Genomic DNA, 17,320 nt, shown 5'->3' with positions numbered 1-17,320 from the left:
CGCTCCTTATGCCTGGACCAGCGGGCCGGGATTTTTCAAGTACTGTTCGCGGATCGCCCGAGCCGACCAGTAGGTCAGCGCTGCTACCAGGCCGGTAGGGTTATAGCCCAGGCCTTGTGGGAAAGCCGACGCCCCCGGGACAAACACATTGTGTACATCCCAGCTCTGCAAGTAGCGGTTCAACGCACTGGTTTTCGGGTCGGTGCCCATGATCGCGCCGCCGTTGAGGTGCGTGGTCTGGTACGCCGCCGTATTGAAATGCTCACCGACTTTCTTGCCCAACACGGCGATCGCCTTGGGATTCATGGCTTGGGCGACCTTGCTCATTTTGTCCATCATGAAGCGGTTCATCTTGATGTCGTTTTCCTGCCAGTCGAAGGTCATACGCAACAGCGGCAGGCCGTAGGCATCGCGGTAAACCGGGTCCAGATCCAGGTAATTGCTCCGGTAGGACTGATGGGCACCGTGGGAGTCCATCGATACCTGATGGGTGTAGTAATCGGCGGTGGCGCGCTTCCACGCGCTGCCCCAGGCCGGGGTGCCCGGTGGATTGGAGGTGCCGGCAATCGGCCGACTGCCCGCCTGGTTGACCCACATCGGCGAGCCGCCCACGAAGCCGTGCGGGCCGTGATCAAAGTTGTCGGCGTTGAAGTCGTCGATGGCCACGCCATTGCCGCCCGCGCCGATAAAGTTGTTGGTGTGGGTGTCCTTGTCGAAGAACGCCTTGATGGTGCCCATGTTCTGGTAGGCAAAGTTGCGGCCCACCACGCCTTCATTGGTAATCGGGTCGTACGGCTTGCCGATGCCCGACAGCAGCATCAGGCGCACGTTATGGAACTGGAACGCGCCGAGGATCACCAGGTCTGCCGGTTGCTCGCACTCCCGGCCCTGGCCATCGACATAGGTCACGCCGGTGGCTTTCTTCCGGGTGCTGTCGAGATTGACCTTGAGCACGTGGGAATTGGGCCGCAGTTCGAAATTCGGCACCTGGCGCAACGCCGGCAGGATGTTTACGTTCGGCGACGCCTTGGAGTACATGTAGCACACGTAACCGCTGCAAAAGCCGCAGAAGTTGCACGGCCCCATCTGCGCGCCGTAAGGGTTGGTGTAAGGCCCGGAGGTGTTGGCCGACGGCAGGTTGTAGGGTTTGTAACCCACATCAGCAGCCGCTTTCTGAAACAGCTGCGCGGAGACCGTGTTTTTCTGCGACTCCAGCGGGAACGGGTTCGAGCGGTCCGGTGCATAGGGGTTGCCGCCGCGGCCTTCACCCACCAATTGCCCCTTGACGGTCCAGGCCTGGCCCGAGGTGCCAAAGACTTTTTCCGCATAGTCGAAAAACGGTTCCAGCTCTTCGTAGCTGACGCCGAAGTCCTGAATGGTCATGTCCTTGGGAATGAAGTTTTTCCCATAGCGTTCTTCGTAGTGGCTGCGCATGCGCAGCTCGATGGGATCGACGCGAAAATGCACGCCCGACCAGTGCAGGCCTGCACCGCCGACGCCATTACCCGGCAAAAAAGCGCCAAGCTGACGGTTGGGCAGGGCGACGTCATTCACGCTATGGCGAATGGTCACTGTCTCCTTAGAAATGTCCTGGAAGAGTTTTTTACGCACGCTGTAGGTCAATTCGTCGATGACCTGGGGATAGTTGCCGTCCGGGTAGGTGTCCTGCATCGGGCCGCGCTCCAGCGCTACCACGTTGAGGCCCGCTTCGGTCAGCTCCTTGGCCATGATCGCGCCGGTCCAGCCGAAGCCCACGATCACCGCGTCCACTTTCTTCATGATGGTCGCCACGAGTTAAGCCCTCTCGCCGCGAATGGAAACAGCCGGGAAGGGGTACTGCTCGTTGCGCTCGACCCAGTCCATGAAATCGGCGCGGGCGCCGGGGAAACCGATCATGGTCCAGCCGACCATGCCTTTATTGCCGCCGTGGATGGGGTCGCAGAAGAAGCCTTCCTTGGTGTTCTGCAGCAGCAGGTTGAAAAACATCTTTGACGGCACAGCCTCGAAATGAGCGCTCAGCTCAGTGGCACCCGCCTCCAGGCGGTGCAGCATGTCGTCTCGGGTAGCGCTGTCTTGCGCAGCAAAAGCCTTACCGTTGAACGCCTTCGACCAGGCATCCGTCGCCGCGATACCCAGGCGATAGATTTCCTTGGGCACCAGCTTGCTCTGCCAGCCCATCTCCGGCGCGGCATCGGCGTTGAAGGGGCCTTGCATGAACCACAGCGCGCCACTGGCGTACGGCGTATTCATCTGACGGTCGATATATTCCGCAGCGCCGACTTCCAAGGCACCCGGGCCTTGGGCATCGGCAGGGATCAAGCGCTCGACGGCGGCGTTGAGGAACGCCCATTCTTCGGCGGTAAAGTAGGTCGGTTCATACGCCTTGTCACTGGCCGCAGGCTTGGCTGGCGCTGCCTCGGCAGGTGCCGGTGTGGTCATCAGCATCGATCCGCCCAGGCCAGTGCTGGCAACCGTGACCACCGGGATCAAGGTCAAGGATTTGCGCAAAAACTCACGCCGGGGGTTGTCTTGATCTTGATCAGACATGGGTGCACCTCATCATGTGGTCACGGGTTTGGCAGCCGCTTCTGGGGAGTGGCTTGTCTTTTTTTTGCTGCGAGCAGCAATCAATGGTTACAAATGATAGCAGGCTAAGCATGTAGAGAAAGAATTCAGCGACCTAAGTCGCATACATGCGGGCAAAAAAATGGGAGGAGGCTTGCTTCCGATGGCGGTGAGTCAGTCATGTGTAGGTTGACTGACAAGCCGCTATCGGGGGCAAGCCCCCTCCCACATTTTGGTCCGCGTACGGACTGCTAGTCTTTTTTCAGCTTCGGGTTGGGGAAGAACTGCACCGCCTGCACCTTCGGGTCCGCCGGCGCTTTCAATGCCGACGTATTGACCCGCGTACCCAATTCCTTGGGCACTGACAGCCCCTGGTCATTGAGCGTATCGGTATACCCACAGGCCACACACTCGCGGTGTGGCACGCTGTCTTCGGTCCACATCTTGAGCTTGTCCGGCTCGCTGCACGCCGGGCAGACCGCCCCGGCGATAAATTGCTTTTTGGTGATCACAGGCCCTTCACTCATGCTGCCGCGTCCTCACTCAGGCCGCTGTGGCGCAAGAGTGCGTCAATCGACGGCGCACGTCCGCGGAAGTCGACGAACAACACCATCGGCGCTTGTGAACCGCCCCGTGCAAGGATCGCTTCACGGAAGGCGCGACCGGTCTGGGCATTGAGCACGCCGTCTTCTTCGAACTTGGAGAAGGCGTCCGCCGACAGCACTTCGGCCCACTTGTAGCTGTAATAACCGGCGGCATAACCGCCGGCGAAAATGTGCGCGAAGCTGTTGGGGAAGCGGTTGTAGGCCGGTGGGCGCATTACCGAGACTTCATCGCGCACGCCTTCGAGCACCTGCGCCACACTGCGACCATCGCCGTGGGTGGCGTGCAATTCGAAGTCGAACAGCGAGAACTCCAGCTGGCGCACCATCATCAGGCCGGACTGGAAATTTTTCGCCGCGAGCATTTTTTCCAGCAGGTCCTGGGGTAACGGCTCACCGGTTTCGTAATGGCCCGAAATCAGCGCCAGGCCTTCAGGCTCCCAGCACCAGTTCTCCATGAACTGGCTCGGCAACTCCACCGCATCCCAGGCCACGCCGTTGATACCGGATACGCCGGCATGTTCAACGCGGGTCAGCAGATGGTGCAAGCCATGGCCGAACTCGTGGAACAGGGTGGTCACTTCATCGTGGGTCAGCAGGGCGGGCTTGCCACTGTCGGCCGGGGTGAAGTTGCACACCAGGTTGGCCACCGGGCTTTGCAGCACACCCTCCAGGGTGCGGCGGCGGTCGCGGGCACCGTCCATCCAGGCACCGCCACGCTTGTTGGCGCGGGCATACAGGTCGAAGAAGAAGCGGCCGACATGCTGACCGTTTTCCTTGATCTCGAACAGGCGCACGTCCGGGTGCCAGGCGTCGAAACCTTTCTGCTCGGCGATCTCGATGCCGTACAGGCGCTGCACAATGGCAAACAGGCCGCCCAGCACTTTGTCGATCGGGAAGTAAGCGCGCAGGGCTTCCTGGGACACGCTGTAGCGCTGCTCGCGCAATTTTTCGCCGTAGAAACCGCTGTCCCAGCTTTGCAGGTCGGCGCAACCTTGTTCGGCGGCGTAAGCCTTGAGCTGCTGCAGGTCCTGGGTCGCGAACGGTTTGCTGCGCTGGGCCAGGTCGCGCAGGAAGCTCAGCACCTGGTCGCTGGACTCGGCCATTTTGGTAGCGAGGCTCAGTTCGGCGAAGGAGGCGTAGCCCAGCAGCTGGGCCAGTTCCTGGCGCAGGTCGAGGATCTGTTCCATCACCGGGCCGTTATCGTTCTGACCGGCATTCGGGCCTTGGTCCGACGCGCGGGTGCAGTAGGCCGCGTAGACTTCTTCACGCAGGGCGCGGTCCTGGGCGTAGGTCATTACCGCGTAATAGCTCGGAAATTCCAGGGTGATCAGCCAGCCATCGAGACCTTTGGCCTGGGCGGCGGCGGCCATTTGCGCCTTGGCCGAATCGGTCAGGCCGGCGAGGGTGGCTTCGTCGGTGACGTGCTTAGTCCAGGCCTGGGTGGCATCCAGCAACTGGTTGGAGAATTTGCTGCCCAGCTCCGACAGCTTGCTCTGCACTTCGGCGTAACGCTTTTGCTGCTCCAGCGGCAAATCGATACCCGACAGGCGGAAGTCGCGCAGGGCGTGTTCCAGCACGGTTTTTTGCGCCACATCGAAACCGGCGGCCTCGGGGCTGCTGGCCAAGGCTTCGAAGGCCTGGAACAGCTCACGGTTCTGCCCCATCTCGGTGGAGTAGGCGCTCAATGCCGGCAGGCAGGCCTCATAGGCTTCGCGCAGTTCGGCGCTGTTACACACGGCGTTGAGGTGGCTGACAGGGCTCCACGCCGCGCCCAGGCGATCATTAAGCTCGTCCATGGCCAGGACCAGGCCCGCCCATGTCGGATTTTTTCCCTGGCTTTGCAGGATTTCTGCGATAGCTGCCCGGTTATCGGCAAGGATCTGTTCGATGGCCGGCTGGACATGCTCGGCACGGATCGCCGAGAACGGCGGCAGGTCGTAGGGCTGCAGAAGAGGGTTGTTCGCGCTCACGGTTGGCACCTTGGCTGAAAAAACAGATAAGACAAAGATGGGGGCATCTTAATTACAATCAACACCCACCGCAGCTATCAGTACAACAGAGAGAGGCTATCGTGACCCTTCGCACCTATCAGAACCACACGCCAACCCTGGGCACCGGGGCTTTTGTCGATGTTTCGGCGGTGGTGATCGGCGATGTCGAAATCGGCGCCGACAGCTCAGTCTGGCCCTTGACGGTGATTCGCGGCGACATGCATCGCATCCGTATCGGCGCGCGCACCAGCGTGCAGGATGGCTGCGTGCTGCACATCACCCACGCCGGCCCGTTCAACCCGGACGGTTTCCCGCTGTTGATCGGTGACGACGTGACCATCGCCCACAAAGTCATGCTGCATGGCTGCACCGTGGGGAGCCGCATCCTGATCGGCATGGGCAGCATCGTGATGGACGGCGCAGTGGTGGAGGATGACGTGATCATCGGGGCCGGCAGCCTGGTGCCGCCGGGCAAGAAACTCGACAGCGGCTTTTTGTACGTCGGCAGCCCGGTTAAACAGGTACGCCCGTTGACTGACAAGGAGCGTGCCTTTTTCACCTACAGCGCAGCGAACTACGTGAAGCTCAAAGACCTGCACCTGGCTGAAGGATTCGACCGATGACCCTGCACCACCCAACCGTGCTGTTCGACCTCGATGGCACCCTTACCGACCCACGCGAGGGCATCACCCGCTCGATCCAGTACGCCCTGGGCAAGCTGGGCATCGACGAGCCAGACCTGTCCCGCCTCGAACACTTCATCGGCCCGCCGTTGCTGCAAGCGTTCATGCAGTTCTACGGCTTCGACGAGGCCAAGGCGTGGCAAGCGGTGAATTTTTATCGTGAGCGTTTCAGGGTCACAGGGCTCTATGAAAACCATGTGTTCGATGGCGTGATGCCCTTGCTCGAAGAACTGAACAGCCAAGGCCGCCAGCTGTATGTGGCCACATCCAAACCGTGGGAGTTTGCCCGTGAGATCGCACGGCATTTCGACTTCGCCAAACACTTCAAGGTGATTTACGGCAGCGAGCTGGATGGCACGCGCACCAACAAGGTCGAGCTGATCGCCCACCTGGTGCGTGAAGAAGGGCTGGACCCGACCACCACCTTGATGATCGGTGACCGCAAGCATGACTTGATCGGCGCACGCAGCAATGGGCTCGACTCGGCGGCGGTGGGGTATGGGTTTGGCAGCTTTGCAGAGCTGAATGCCGAAGCGCCGACCTGGCATTTTGAAACATTGGCCGAGCTGCACCAGGCGTTTATGGACCATCGTTAACACGCCACGCGAGTTTTCAAGGCCTCCGTCTGCGCACTGGAGCATGTGCGGCCGGTGAGCTTGCAGGGTGAGCGGATATTCCACTGGCTAACCGGTTTTTTCTGCGCAGATAGTCGGCTTTATTGAGGTGCAAGGCGGCCAACAAAGAAAAATAATGAGCATTGGCTTCTGCACTGGTGGCAGGTGAAATCCTCTGACTGCGCAATCGACTCAAATAGGACGATAACGTGTCCTCGGTGGCCGAACTGCCGCCTTCATCGTGGGTCGCGAGTGCGCTGTGAGTGACTTCATGAATGAAGGTGTGAGCAATTTCCTCTGCAGAAGACCGTTCTAGAAAGTCCCGCTGAAAATACATCAGTCGTTTTACGCCTGGCATCGTCAGCCTGCCGGACGCCAATGTGCCTCTGGCTGAAATAGCCTCTACCGTCGTCCTGCCTTCATGGTGCTCCATGACGCTTATTCTGTGTAAGTTGTCATGGTAATAACTCACCGCAGACATCGTTTCCTGCAGATTGCTCGAGCCCTGCGCCGCCTCGAAGAACACTGCATCCAGCTGATTCAATTCAGTTGCGTTAGCAGGATCATTGATCGCCGCATACGCTGCATTCAACAGGACAGAAGCTGCCTGCGCACCCGCCACGAGCTTTTTATAACTGGGTGACCCTACCCACAATGAATGACGGATTTCATCCGAAACGTTGCGTACTGCGGCAAAACCTACGCCTCCCGCAACGAACGCGCCGAACGCCACTGAGGGCCCCACAATGCCCGTCAGCTTGGCCCCTAGCGCAGCAACCCCGCCCAGTACCACGCCCTGTGCAGCGCCCAGGGACACTTGATGCCCAAAGCTTGGCAGCCTGCCTTGACCTGCCGAACTCCAGTCGGTGGGCAAGGATGTAATCATCCCTTGACGATCAACCCTGTTCATCGGGTTGTTATGCACCATCCTGTATCGATTCAGTCCGTCAAGTGTCCCTGCCGGGTCCGGGCTGATCCAACGCTGCAACCAGGGTGCGTAGTAACGCATCCCGTAGTAATACAGCCCAGTAGCATCGCGCTCCTTGCCACTGTAGCGGCAACTTTTATAGCGTGCCTCGATGGCGCCTCTCGCCGCCCACCACGCAGTGCTGCCAAATGGGTAATAACTTTCCTGACTGATCAGCAGGGCCTTTTCATCCAGCTCCAGGGTGCTGCTGCCCAAATGATCCGCCAAGTTGCAACGAATGGAATTGTTCGCAAGCTCGGAAGGGCGACCTTTTTCCCATTGAAGTATCCGCACGCTGTAGCGACCGACTTCAATATTCAAGACATTCAGCCATTCGCCGCTGGCACTGTCGCGCCGTACTTCCAGCCCCGGCAGATAGCACACCTGCGCACGATGAGTGAGTGAGCCCGCCCGGACCAAACTATTTTTTATCACGCGCTGGCCGAACGCATCATAGCCGTACAGCTCTTCATCGTTGGCCGCGTCCTCACGGGTCACCAAGGCGACACTGATCAGTCGGTTGGACACATCCCAGTTCATGGTCTGCCCCCGCTCGAGTTGCTGCTGGTTGCCATTGAGGTCGAAGCCCTTGCCCAATGCGGGCGACTCGATCAATGGGCCTGTAGTCGGCAGACTTTGGTTTCCGAGCGTCGCTACCTTCATTGTTCGCGTATAGCCGCTGCCGTTGCTAGGCATATGCTGCAGCTTTTGCAGATTGCCATCGGCGTCATAGGTATAGGTTCGGGTGTAGTTGCGCCATTGGCTATCATTTGCGGCGCCGAAAGTTGCCCGCCTTGGCAGCCCCGATCCAGCGCTATTGTGCGCATTCTCTCGACCACTGGCCTGGACCAGCTGATACAAAGTGTCATATTGATAATGGCTGACAGCCATGACCTGGGCGTTGCTTGACCATTGGATGGGTTGGGCTGCGTCGACGATTTTGATCACATTGCCGACGTGGTCATAGGTGTATGCCAAATCCTGCAACCGCTCTTTCTTTGCCCTGCTGCGATAGGTCAATAATCGCTCCAGACGCTGGCTGCGTGGGTCGTAGGTCCACTCGCTCACTACGCCGTTTCCAGCACGTTGCGTTAGCATCTGACCATGGGCGTTGTAGCCGGCCCCATCCGCGATGACCTGACGAGTACCGCCCGCCAGGGTGATGCCAACTTCCAGTAGCTCACCGGTGCGTCCATAACGACTGTCCTTTACATTGTTTTTTGCATCTACCTGCTCAAGCGCTTCCCCCAATGCACTGAAGCGCCATGACGTCACGAAGTCTTCATCCTGCAATAAAGCTTCTCGCTGTGTGGGTTGCAAGGGCCAGTTGACCGTCGCAATCTCTCGAAGAAAACGCTGCGCCTGCCTTGATACATGCCCCTGCAGGCCATACTCCTCAAAGCGCGTTCTGACGCATTCGCCGTCATGCAACACCAGCCGGCCACAGCGATTATTCACAGCCTCAGACGTTGAATTACCTGCATATTCCAACCTTTCTACACATCGCTCAGATGAATCATCGGCCGCTTGTTCAAACACTGCCACGGGCCGCAGCGAAGCGTCATAGTTGCACTTACGGTGAGCGCCGCGACCATCCCACCTGTGCACCCATTGACCCGCGCCCCCCAGTAACGTCAGGCGCCAGCCCGCATCCGTGCTATTGCTGTAGATCGGCTGACCGCCAAGGCTGTAGACCGTCACGTGACAGGCTTTTTTCACCCCTTTGGCGTCACTTGCCATCCACTGACGTGACCCGTACTGCTGCACGACGAAACCCGAGGCATTGAACGCTTGACGGGTAATACGCGCCTCAAGCTCGACTTGGGCAGTCGGCCGGTAATAAGCGACCGTGCGCACAGCCAACCCGCGTGGATCGATCGCCGTTAACGTTGGTGTGTTTTGATGCAAGGGTAGAGACATGAGGAAACCCTGACGCTGTAAAGGTCAGGAAACTCTAATGAGCGCGTCTCAGAGCGGTGGGATATGTAGATATTACTTGTATCTGCTCGCGTCAAACGTGCTCTGCGCATTCATCCCCTGATATTCGTTCATCAATTGCCTCAAACGAATCTTGCGCTCTTGCGAAGCCAAACCGCCCAATGCGCGCACCGCCTGATAAAACCTGACCCAATCCCCGCCTTCCTGCCGAAACAATGCTGCAAACGCCGGCACCCATTGGTCATACAGGCCGAAAGGCAACAGCCGTGCGTTGTTCATCGGCTGGTTGATCCACGCGTCATAGCGCTTGTCACCGCCCCATTGGCTGTCGCGCATCTGTCGGTACTCAAGGCGCAGGCGTTCGAACTCCGCCGCCTTGGCCTGGCGCATGGCTTCGCGCGCCAAGGGCTGTGCGTAGAGGGTTTCCAGGCGTTTGCGGGTATCGAGAATCAGGCGAATGAACTGATCACGCTGCTGCAGCGTCCCATCGCTCAGCGGCGCCAGTCCACGGGCGGCTCGCCACTGGCGGGTACCTTCCTGCTCGACGAAGCTGGCGAATGACTCATTGAATTCGGTGTCGTCCTTCACATAGAAGCGCTGATGCGCCAGCTCATGGAAGATCAACGTGGCCAGGCGCTCATCGCCCCAGTGCAGCATCGAACTGATGATCGGGTCGTTGAACCAACCCAAGGTGGAATACGCCTCGACGCCGCCAATCGACACGTCCATACCTTGTTGGCGCAGCAATGCCGCTTCGCCGCGTGCCGCGCCCTGGCTGTAATAGCCGCGGTAGGCGACGCAACCGGCGATGGGAAAACAATGGTTTTCAGGCGATAGAGAAAATTCCTGCGTGGCGAAGACATTCCAGACCACATAGGGTCGGCCAATATCGGCGTAGAGCCGGTAACTTTGATTGTCGGGCAAGTGCAGGTGTTCGCTGGCGAAAGTACGAGCTTTCTGGGATTGCACCAGATGCTCGCGCAACCCTTGAGGACGGGTTGGATCGGCGATGACCTCGGCCACCGGTTCCCGCGCCCGCAGCAGCTGCCACTGACCACTCGCCAACTGGCTGTAGTAACTGACGCTGGAGCAGCCGCTGAGCAGCATCGCGAGCAACCCCGGAAGAAAACGCCTGATCATGCCGCGACTGCTCCTGGGTGATGTGTGCGCCAGACTGATACGTTTGAAGTGATGTTCCACACGATGGCGTGTTTATACTCAAACTATCTTCTCGCGTTGAGTACCTGCCATGCGCCAGCTTCTGTATCCCATCGCCGCCCTGTTCCTCAGCGCTTGCGCATTGACGCCCGTCCCGCCAGTCGACCCTCGGCAGGCCTGGGTAGACTTCACCACGCCGACACCGGGCTCCAAATTGGTCATGGCTCAGCGGCTGGACGGGAAAAACCTCGACGACGGGCGCTTTTTCCAAATGCCGCCCGGCCCCCACGAACTGATGGTGCGCTTCGATTTCGAAGTGCCCGCCGGCGGTGGTTTGGGGGGGCTCAGCCAGATGATGTATCGAACCTGCTTCATGACCTTGCAGTACGACCATTTCCAGGCTGGCCAACGCTACGTACTGGAAGGTCGCTCACTGGCCTTCACCCCCAACATCCGCCTGTATGACTCGGCGCGTCAGTTGCTGGCCGAGGAGCGCAGTGTGAACTGCATCTGATCAGTCGTTGTTTTTCTGGTAGAGGATGCGCTTGGTGCCGTTTTCGCACGAACCAACAATCATGGCGCTGTCGTGGTTCTTGGCTTCTTCGGCAGTGATGATTTCCAGGGTGTAGGACGGGATCGCCTTGGCCTGGATATTCACTTCGATTTCCTTCCTGAGCTCTTCACAATCTTTTGGCGCGGCCACGGCCGAAGTGGCCAATACACCGCAGATGATTGCCAAGGCAAAACGTTTCATGTGTGAAGCTCCCTGAATGCATGCGCACGAGTGTGCGCCTAGGCTGCATAGGCTATAGGACCACATCTATGAAATACGAGTTCTGATTTAACGCAAAACTAAATGTGGCAGGGGGCAAGCCCCCTGCCACATGGAGGGTGTGTCAGTTAACCAGTGTGGCATCCAGGGTGATGGTTGCGTTCAGCACTTTGGACACCGGGCACCCTTCCTTGGCCTTTTTGCTCAGTTCGTCGAACTGCGCCTGGCTGGCGCCTGGGATCTTGGCCTTGAGAACCAGATGCACGGCGGTAATCGCAAAACCACCCTCGACCTGGTCGAGGCTCACTTCGGCCTGGGTGTCGATGCTGTCAGCCTTCAGGCCCGCGTCGCCGAGAATCATGGAAAAGGCCATGGAGAAACAGCCGGCGTGGGCCGCGCCGATCAGCTCTTCAGGGTTGGTGCCCTTGCCGCCTTCGAAACGGGCCTTGAAGCCGTAGGGCGCCTCGCGCAGCACGCCAGTTTCCGTGGAAATGGAACCCAGGCCAGTCTTCAGATCGCCTTCCCAATGCGCGGATGCCTTTTTAACGATACTCATAGCTTTCTCCTCGAACGGTAGTTTTGCGTCAGTAAGGTTCTGAGGATAGACACCGTGGCAAAGTTCACCTTGTCGGAAAAACCTACCATTCAGGTAGGAAATTTCATGCCTGCTATTGAATCTCGGGTATATGCCCTCATTGCATAGAACATGCACATGAAGCGGCAGGTTTTGGTTCGTCTGAGAAGCCTGCGCCCCCATTGGAGAAGCAGGCTATGAAATCGCTGTCCGACGTTAAGTACTCGACCCTCGACCTGGTGCCCGTTCGCGCCAACGGCAGTGCGGCGCAATCGCTGCGCAATTCCCTGGACCTTGCCCGGCACGTGGAAAAACTCGGCTACAACCGTTTCTGGGTGGCTGAACACCACAATATGGACGGTATCGCCAGCTCGGCCACGTCGGTGTTGCTCGGCTACCTGGCCGGGGGCACCTCGACTATCCGTGTCGGCTCCGGTGGGGTGATGCTGCCCAACCATGCGCCGCTGGTGATTGCCGAGCAGTTCGGCACCCTGGAAAGCTTGTACCCCGGCCGTATCGACTTGGGCCTGGGCCGTGCGCCCGGTTCCGACCAGATGACCGCCCGCGCCCTGCGCCGTGAACGCTCCGGCAGTGCCGACGACTTCCCTGAAGACGTGGCCGAACTGATGGCCTACCTCGGCCCACGCACGCCCGACCAACGGGTGATTGCGGTACCGGGCACCGGCACCAACGTGCCGGTATGGCTGTTGGGCTCGAGCCTGTTCAGCGCGCAATTGGCCGGTGAACGTGGCTTGCCTTACGCGTTCGCCTCACATTTCGCACCGCGCCTGATGCATGAGGCGATTCGCGTGTACCGCAATCACTTCAAGCCTTCGGCCGTGCTGGAAAAGCCCTACGTCATGCTTGGCATTCCGCTGGTGGCCGCTGACACCGATGAACAAGCTGACTACCTTGCCACCTCGGTGTACCAGCGCATTCTCGCACTGATGCGTGGGCAGAGCCTGGTGCAGCGGCCACCGGTCAAAACCATGGACGGCCTGTGGCTGCCCCACGAAAAAGACGCGGTCGGCAGTTTCCTCGGCTTGGCGATGGTAGGCAGCCCGGCGAAGATCCGCGCCAAACTGGAGGTGCTGATCGAGCAGACCGGCGCTGATGAACTGATCTTTACCTGCGACCTGTACGAGCATGCCGACCGGATTCATTCCTACGAACTGCTGGCGCAGTTGATGAAGGGCTAAATTCCGGGCAAAAAAAACCGACGCGTCTGTGGCGAGGGAGCTTGCTCCCGCTGGGCTGCGAAGCGGCCCCAAAAAAAGGGAGCGCTACGCACTCCAGCGGGAGCAAGCTCCCTCGCCACAAGTGCGTCGGTTTTTAGGTCTGCAACACGGGCTTAACCGCGCTTGTAGACGATTTCCTTGGTGCCGCCTTCACAGCTGCCAATCACCTTGGCATCGGCTGCTGCACCTTTGTCGACAACATCCAGCGAATAGTCCTGAACGCCTTTAGCATCGAGCTTCGCAGCCAATTCGCTTTTCAGCTCTTCACAAGGCTTGCCCGCCGCCAGGGCCGTGCCGGCGATGCTCAACAAACCTACCGCTAACAGAAACTTCTTCATCCGATACTTTCCTTGCGCTGGTCGAAAAGAGCGTGCCGACGCCTATGACGTCGGCACCCATTGTATGTAGCGCAGGTTATGGCAATCGGCCAGCGATCAAAGTTCCACGCGCCCGATCAACTACTGGCAATTCGGAATCCTACCTTCAGGGTGACCTGATAGTGTGCAACCTTGCCATTCTCGATATGCCCACGGGTTTCAGTCACTTCAAACCATTCCAGATGCTTGAGGCTTTTGCTGGCTTCGGCCAGGGCATTCTGGATTGCATCTTCGATGGTGGTGGTGGATGAGCCCACCAATTCGACTTTCTTGTAGGTGTGATGTTCGCTCATGGTGTTTCTCCTGTAGGTCGTCAATCAAGACTAGCAGTGAATATTCGTACTGCTTGAGGCGACCGCTCGGCTACGAAAGTTCAGATTTAATGCACTTTCCGAAACCGCCGCAGTCGGTATCTACACATGCCACTCAATCACTTCAGGAGATGTCCACATGGCCAACACTTCTTTACGCAAAGCGTCGCTGGAAAGCATGGAAGCCGAGATTTCGAGCCTGCTCAAATCCCTTGAGAGCCTCAAGGATGATGCATCCGATGAGTCGCGCAAAACGCTGAAGGCCCTGAAAAGCAATGCCGAGAATGCCCTCAAGCACTCTCGCCACCTGATCAGCGATGCCTATGAAGAAAGCAAAGTCAAAATTCGCGAAACCGGTGTTGCTACTCGGGACTACGCCCAAGAGCACCCGTGGACCACAGCCGGCGTCGCTGTAGGTGCCCTGGGCCTGCTGGCGGCTTACCTGCTGTGCAAACGCGGCGACTAAACCGGTTGGCGCCCCAGCTCAGCCTTGAGCCACTGCGCCAATTGCCCGGCGCGCCCGTCTGCGGCGCGCTTGGGTAGCCACAACGCCAAGTGCGCCGGGGTTTCACTGAAGCCCCATGGCGCTACCAGGCGACCCGCTCGCAGGTCCTCTGCCACCAGCGGCTCCGGCGCGATTGCCACACCCAGCCCTGCAACCGCCGCTTCCAGCAAATAATACAAATGCTCAAAACCCTGGCCGAGCTTCAGCGCGCCGGGATCGATTGCGTGTTGCTGCGCCCAACTCGGCCAGGCCTGCGGACGTGACGTGGTATGCAGCAGCGCTTCGCCACACAAGGCTGCAGCGGGCGCGTGAAGCAGGTTTGCGTAGCCTGCAAATCGTGGGCTCATCACCGGGCCAATACGCTCGCTTGCCAACTCATACACCTGCATATCCGCCGGCCACGGTGGCTCGGCAAATACCAGCAGGGCGTCCAGCCCTGGGCGTCGCGGGTCCAGATCGCCTTCGCCCGCCGACAGGTGTAAACGCAAGTCCGGCAGGTCCGCATTCAAGCGCCCCAAGCGTGGAATAAACCAACGCGCCAGCAAACTGCCTGAACAACCAAGCACAAACGGCGCATCAGCGCTGTTTTGGCTGAGTTCGGCGCAAACATCCCGCAGACGTTCAAACGCCTCGGCACTGACATCGCGCAGCCTGGCCCCGGCATCTGTGAGTTTAAGGCCGCGCCCATCCTTGACGAACAAGCTGACGCCCAAGTGTTCTTCCAGCACTTTCAATTGGCGACTGACTGCGCCATGGGTGACGTGCAATTGCTCGGCCGCCTGGCTGACGCTGCTGAGGCGGGCGGTGGCTTCAAACGCGCGTAGCGCGTTGAGCGGCGGAAGGTCTCGACTCATCTGTGAGTTTTCCTGACAGGTTGCGGCGATCTTATCGGTTTTCAGCCGGGAGCGGCAGGGGTAGAGTGGCCCTCATTGTTCTCTACACCCATTCTTTCCTGGAGCGCCCCATGACCCAGTCCCAGACCGATCTGCGCAACGGCCCTGACGCCAACGGCCTGTTTGGCGCGTTTGGCGGCCGCTACGTCGCTGAAACGCTGATGCCGTTGATCCTTGAGCTGGCCCGTGAATACGAAGCCGCCAAGATCGATCCAGCGTTCAACGAAGAATTGGCCTACTTCCAGCGCGATTATGTCGGGCGCCCAAGCCCGCTGTACTTCGCTGAACGCCTGACGGAGTTCTGCGGCGGCGCCAAGATCTACCTCAAGCGTGAAGAGCTGAACCATACCGGCGCGCACAAGATCAACAATTGCATCGGCCAGATCCTGCTGGCGCGGCGCATGGGCAAGAAACGCATCATCGCCGAGACCGGCGCCGGCATGCACGGCGTGGCGACCGCCACCGTGGCCGCGCGTTTCGGCCTGCAATGCGTGATCTACATGGGCACCACCGACATCGAGCGCCAACAGGCCAACGTGTTCCGCATGAAGCTGCTGGGCGCCGAGGTGATCCCGGTGGTCGCCGGCACCGGTACCCTGAAAGACGCCATGAACGAAGCCCTGCGTGACTGGGTAACCAACGTCGACAGCACCTTCTACCTGATCGGTACTGTGGCTGGCCCGCACCCGTACCCGGCCATGGTGCGCGACTTCCAGGCCGTCATCGGCAAGGAAACCCGCGACCAGCTGCAAGCCCAGGAAGGCCGCCTGCCGGACAGCCTGGTGGCGTGCATCGGTGGCGGCTCCAACGCCATGGGCCTGTTCCACCCGTTCCTGGATGACACCAGCGTCGAAATCATCGGCGTTGAAGCGGCCGGCCACGGCATCGAAACCGGCAAGCACGCCGCCAGCCTCAACGGCGGGGTACCCGGTGTACTGCACGGCAACCGCACCTTCCTGCTGCAGGACGATGATGGCCAGATCATCGACGCCCACTCGATTTCCGCAGGCCTGGACTACCCAGGCATCGGCCCTGAACATGCCTGGTTGCACGACATCGGCCGAGTCCAGTACACCTCGGTGACTGACGATGAAGCCCTCGACGCCTTCCACAAATGCTGCCGCCTGGAAGGGATTATTCCCGCGCTGGAAAGCGCACACGCCCTGGCTGAAGTGTTCAAGCGCGCCCCGACCTTGCCTGCCGATCACCTGATGGTGGTCAACCTGTCCGGGCGTGGCGACAAAGACATGCAGACGGTGATGCACCATATGCAAACCTCCCAGCAGGAGAAACACTGATGAGCCGCCTGCACACCCGCTTTGCACAGCTGAAAGAACAAAACCGTGCCGCCCTGGTGACCTTCGTCACCGCCGGCGACCCGGGTTATGACACCTCGCTGGCCATCCTCAAAGGCTTGCCAGCCGCTGGCGCCGACGTGATCGAGCTGGGCATGCCCTTCACCGACCCGATGGCTGATGGCCCGGCGATCCAGTTGGCCAACATCCGTGCGCTGGAAGCCAGGCAGAACCTGGCGAAAACCCTGCAGATGGTCCGCGAGTTCCGCAAGGACAACAACGACACGCCACTGGTGCTGATGGGTTACTTCAACCCGATCCACAAATACGGCGTGCCGCAGTTCATTACCGACGCCAAGGAGGCCGGGGTCGATGGCCTGATCGTGGTCGACATGCCGCCCGAGCATAACGGCGAGCTCTGCGATCCGGCCCAGGCCGCTGGCATCGATTTTATCCGCCTGACCACCCCGACCACTGACGATGTGCGCCTGCCGACCGTACTCAATGGCAGCTCCGGCTTTGTGTACTACGTGTCGGTCGCCGGCGTGACCGGTGCCGGCGCCGCGACCCTGGAACACGTCGAGGAGGCCGTCGCCCGCCTGCGTCGTCACACTGACCTGCCGATCAGCATCGGCTTCGGTATCCGTACACCGGAGCAAGCGGCGGCCATCGCGCGCCTGGCGGACGGTGTGGTGGTGGGTTCTGCGCTGATCGATCACATCGCCAACGCCAGCAGCGACCAGCAAGCGATCGATGGCGTATTGAGCCATTGCGCGGCGCTGTCGCAAGGCGTGCGTAACGCTCGTCGGTAAGCGCGCCTGTGTTGGCTCTTGC

18 protein-coding genes are annotated in these 17,320 nt (G+C 59.7%); 7 read left to right on the top strand and 11 right to left on the bottom strand.

Translation table 11 applies throughout. From position 1 onward, the window contains the following. Positions 1–6 precede the first annotated feature (6 nt). The 4 genes from C4J90_RS00260 to prlC all read right to left on the bottom strand — a co-directional run bounded on the left by C4J90_RS00260 (position 7) and on the right by prlC (position 5,140). Positions 7–1,791, bottom strand: coding sequence for a GMC family oxidoreductase (locus C4J90_RS00260; protein ID WP_124360617.1), 1,785 nt, complete (start codon positions 1,789–1,791; stop codon positions 7–9). A 3-nt stretch (positions 1,792–1,794) separates the two neighbouring features. Then, entirely contained in the window at positions 1,795–2,547 is a 753-nt protein-coding gene (locus tag C4J90_RS00255; RefSeq protein WP_124418939.1) for a gluconate 2-dehydrogenase subunit 3 family protein, read from the bottom strand. Between the two features lie 269 nt (positions 2,548–2,816). After that, positions 2,817–3,092 (bottom strand): YheV family putative zinc ribbon protein, encoded by a 276-nt coding sequence (locus tag C4J90_RS00250; RefSeq protein ID WP_017528719.1) that lies wholly within the window; start codon positions 3,090–3,092, stop codon positions 2,817–2,819. Continuing rightward, positions 3,089–5,140: an oligopeptidase A gene (gene prlC / locus C4J90_RS00245; RefSeq protein ID WP_124413431.1), complete on the bottom strand. Its 2,052-nt coding sequence runs from the start codon at positions 5,138–5,140 to the stop codon at positions 3,089–3,091. The genes C4J90_RS00250 and prlC overlap by 4 nt, the downstream gene beginning before the upstream one ends. Positions 5,141–5,241: 101 nt before the next feature. On the opposite strand from prlC, the gene C4J90_RS00240 reads away from it, so the two are divergent. Together C4J90_RS00240 and C4J90_RS00235 are read left to right on the top strand one after the other, a co-directional pair. Continuing rightward, the gene (locus C4J90_RS00240; protein ID WP_124360614.1) at positions 5,242–5,784 is read left to right on the top strand and encodes a gamma carbonic anhydrase family protein; all 543 of its coding nucleotides are present in this window, start codon (positions 5,242–5,244) and stop codon (positions 5,782–5,784) included. Next, entirely contained in the window at positions 5,781–6,440 is a 660-nt protein-coding gene (locus C4J90_RS00235; protein ID WP_124413430.1) for an HAD family hydrolase, read from the top strand. The genes C4J90_RS00240 and C4J90_RS00235 overlap by 4 nt, the downstream gene beginning before the upstream one ends. 16 nt (positions 6,441–6,456) lie before the next feature. Here C4J90_RS00235 and C4J90_RS00230 read toward each other — a convergent pair whose 3' ends face one another. Together C4J90_RS00230 and C4J90_RS00225 are read right to left on the bottom strand one after the other, a co-directional pair. Continuing rightward, positions 6,457–9,345 carry an RHS repeat domain-containing protein gene (locus C4J90_RS00230; protein WP_124418938.1) on the bottom strand — a complete coding sequence of 963 codons (2,889 nt, stop codon included), beginning with the start codon at positions 9,343–9,345 and terminating at the stop codon, positions 6,457–6,459. Between the two features lie 72 nt (positions 9,346–9,417). After that, positions 9,418–10,503 carry an aminopeptidase gene (locus C4J90_RS00225; RefSeq protein WP_124413428.1) on the bottom strand — a complete coding sequence of 362 codons (1,086 nt, stop codon included), beginning with the start codon at positions 10,501–10,503 and terminating at the stop codon, positions 9,418–9,420. Between the two features lie 109 nt (positions 10,504–10,612). Here C4J90_RS00225 and C4J90_RS00220 point away from each other — a divergent pair, with 109 nt between their 5' ends. Continuing rightward, a complete protein-coding gene (locus C4J90_RS00220) occupies positions 10,613–11,035 on the top strand; it encodes a hypothetical protein (protein WP_124413427.1) in 423 nt (140 codons plus the stop codon). Here C4J90_RS00220 and C4J90_RS00215 read toward each other — a convergent pair whose 3' ends face one another. Further along, entirely contained in the window at positions 11,036–11,275 is a 240-nt protein-coding gene (locus tag C4J90_RS00215) for a DUF1161 domain-containing protein (protein WP_124360609.1), read from the bottom strand. It lies immediately after the preceding gene. A 142-nt stretch (positions 11,276–11,417) separates the two neighbouring features. Then, entirely contained in the window at positions 11,418–11,849 is a 432-nt protein-coding gene (locus tag C4J90_RS00210; protein WP_124360608.1) for an OsmC family protein, read from the bottom strand. Between the two features lie 215 nt (positions 11,850–12,064). Here C4J90_RS00210 and C4J90_RS00205 point away from each other — a divergent pair, with 215 nt between their 5' ends. Beyond that, positions 12,065–13,066: an LLM class flavin-dependent oxidoreductase gene (locus tag C4J90_RS00205; protein ID WP_124360607.1), complete on the top strand. Its 1,002-nt coding sequence runs from the start codon at positions 12,065–12,067 to the stop codon at positions 13,064–13,066. Between the two features lie 152 nt (positions 13,067–13,218). On the opposite strand, the gene C4J90_RS00200 is transcribed toward C4J90_RS00205, so the two are convergent. Together C4J90_RS00200 and C4J90_RS00195 are read right to left on the bottom strand one after the other, a co-directional pair. Beyond that, positions 13,219–13,443: a DUF1161 domain-containing protein gene (locus C4J90_RS00200; protein ID WP_124413426.1), complete on the bottom strand. Its 225-nt coding sequence runs from the start codon at positions 13,441–13,443 to the stop codon at positions 13,219–13,221. 116 nt (positions 13,444–13,559) lie between these two features. Further along, positions 13,560–13,775 (bottom strand): dodecin, encoded by a 216-nt coding sequence (locus tag C4J90_RS00195; RefSeq protein ID WP_057725727.1) that lies wholly within the window; start codon positions 13,773–13,775, stop codon positions 13,560–13,562. Between the two features lie 157 nt (positions 13,776–13,932). On the opposite strand from C4J90_RS00195, the gene C4J90_RS00190 reads away from it, so the two are divergent. Continuing rightward, the gene (locus C4J90_RS00190; protein WP_003170746.1) at positions 13,933–14,259 is read left to right on the top strand and encodes a YqjD family protein; all 327 of its coding nucleotides are present in this window, start codon (positions 13,933–13,935) and stop codon (positions 14,257–14,259) included. On the opposite strand, the gene C4J90_RS00185 is transcribed toward C4J90_RS00190, so the two are convergent. Continuing rightward, a complete protein-coding gene (locus tag C4J90_RS00185; protein WP_124418937.1) occupies positions 14,256–15,152 on the bottom strand; it encodes a LysR family transcriptional regulator in 897 nt (298 codons plus the stop codon). The genes C4J90_RS00190 and C4J90_RS00185 overlap by 4 nt on opposite strands. 110 nt (positions 15,153–15,262) lie before the next feature. On the opposite strand from C4J90_RS00185, the gene trpB reads away from it, so the two are divergent. Then, positions 15,263–16,489, top strand: coding sequence for a tryptophan synthase subunit beta (gene trpB, locus C4J90_RS00180; RefSeq protein ID WP_124369062.1), 1,227 nt, complete (start codon positions 15,263–15,265; stop codon positions 16,487–16,489). Beyond that, positions 16,489–17,298: a tryptophan synthase subunit alpha gene (trpA, locus tag C4J90_RS00175; protein ID WP_124360603.1), complete on the top strand. Its 810-nt coding sequence runs from the start codon at positions 16,489–16,491 to the stop codon at positions 17,296–17,298. The genes trpB and trpA overlap by 1 nt, the downstream gene beginning before the upstream one ends. Positions 17,299–17,320: the final 22 nt, after the last annotated feature.

The sequence above is a fragment of the Pseudomonas sp. R2-60-08W genome (assembly GCF_003852335.1).
In the GTDB taxonomy this organism is placed as follows: domain Bacteria; phylum Pseudomonadota; class Gammaproteobacteria; order Pseudomonadales; family Pseudomonadaceae; genus Aquipseudomonas.
Note: the sequence above shows the minus strand (reverse complement) of the source record. Positions and strands in the feature narration are given on the sequence as shown.

Coding starts and splice junctions, on each gene's coding strand:
- C4J90_RS00210 (WP_124360608.1), bottom strand. CDS start 11,849: ATGAGTATCGTTAAAAAGGCATCCGCGCATTGGGAAGGCGATCTGAAG.
- C4J90_RS00220 (WP_124413427.1), top strand. CDS start 10,613: ATGCGCCAGCTTCTGTATCCCATCGCCGCCCTGTTCCTCAGCGCTTGC.
- C4J90_RS00215 (WP_124360609.1), bottom strand. CDS start 11,275: ATGAAACGTTTTGCCTTGGCAATCATCTGCGGTGTATTGGCCACTTCG.
- C4J90_RS00255 (WP_124418939.1), bottom strand. CDS start 2,547: ATGTCTGATCAAGATCAAGACAACCCCCGGCGTGAGTTTTTGCGCAAA.
- C4J90_RS00185 (WP_124418937.1), bottom strand. CDS start 15,152: ATGAGTCGAGACCTTCCGCCGCTCAACGCGCTACGCGCGTTTGAAGCC.
- C4J90_RS00250 (WP_017528719.1), bottom strand. CDS start 3,092: ATGAGTGAAGGGCCTGTGATCACCAAAAAGCAATTTATCGCCGGGGCG.
- C4J90_RS00235 (WP_124413430.1), top strand. CDS start 5,781: ATGACCCTGCACCACCCAACCGTGCTGTTCGACCTCGATGGCACCCTT.
- trpA (WP_124360603.1), top strand. CDS start 16,489: ATGAGCCGCCTGCACACCCGCTTTGCACAGCTGAAAGAACAAAACCGT.
- trpB (WP_124369062.1), top strand. CDS start 15,263: ATGACCCAGTCCCAGACCGATCTGCGCAACGGCCCTGACGCCAACGGC.
- C4J90_RS00205 (WP_124360607.1), top strand. CDS start 12,065: ATGAAATCGCTGTCCGACGTTAAGTACTCGACCCTCGACCTGGTGCCC.
- C4J90_RS00225 (WP_124413428.1), bottom strand. CDS start 10,503: ATGATCAGGCGTTTTCTTCCGGGGTTGCTCGCGATGCTGCTCAGCGGC.
- C4J90_RS00230 (WP_124418938.1), bottom strand. CDS start 9,345: ATGTCTCTACCCTTGCATCAAAACACACCAACGTTAACGGCGATCGAT.
- C4J90_RS00190 (WP_003170746.1), top strand. CDS start 13,933: ATGGCCAACACTTCTTTACGCAAAGCGTCGCTGGAAAGCATGGAAGCC.
- C4J90_RS00195 (WP_057725727.1), bottom strand. CDS start 13,775: ATGAGCGAACATCACACCTACAAGAAAGTCGAATTGGTGGGCTCATCC.
- C4J90_RS00200 (WP_124413426.1), bottom strand. CDS start 13,443: ATGAAGAAGTTTCTGTTAGCGGTAGGTTTGTTGAGCATCGCCGGCACG.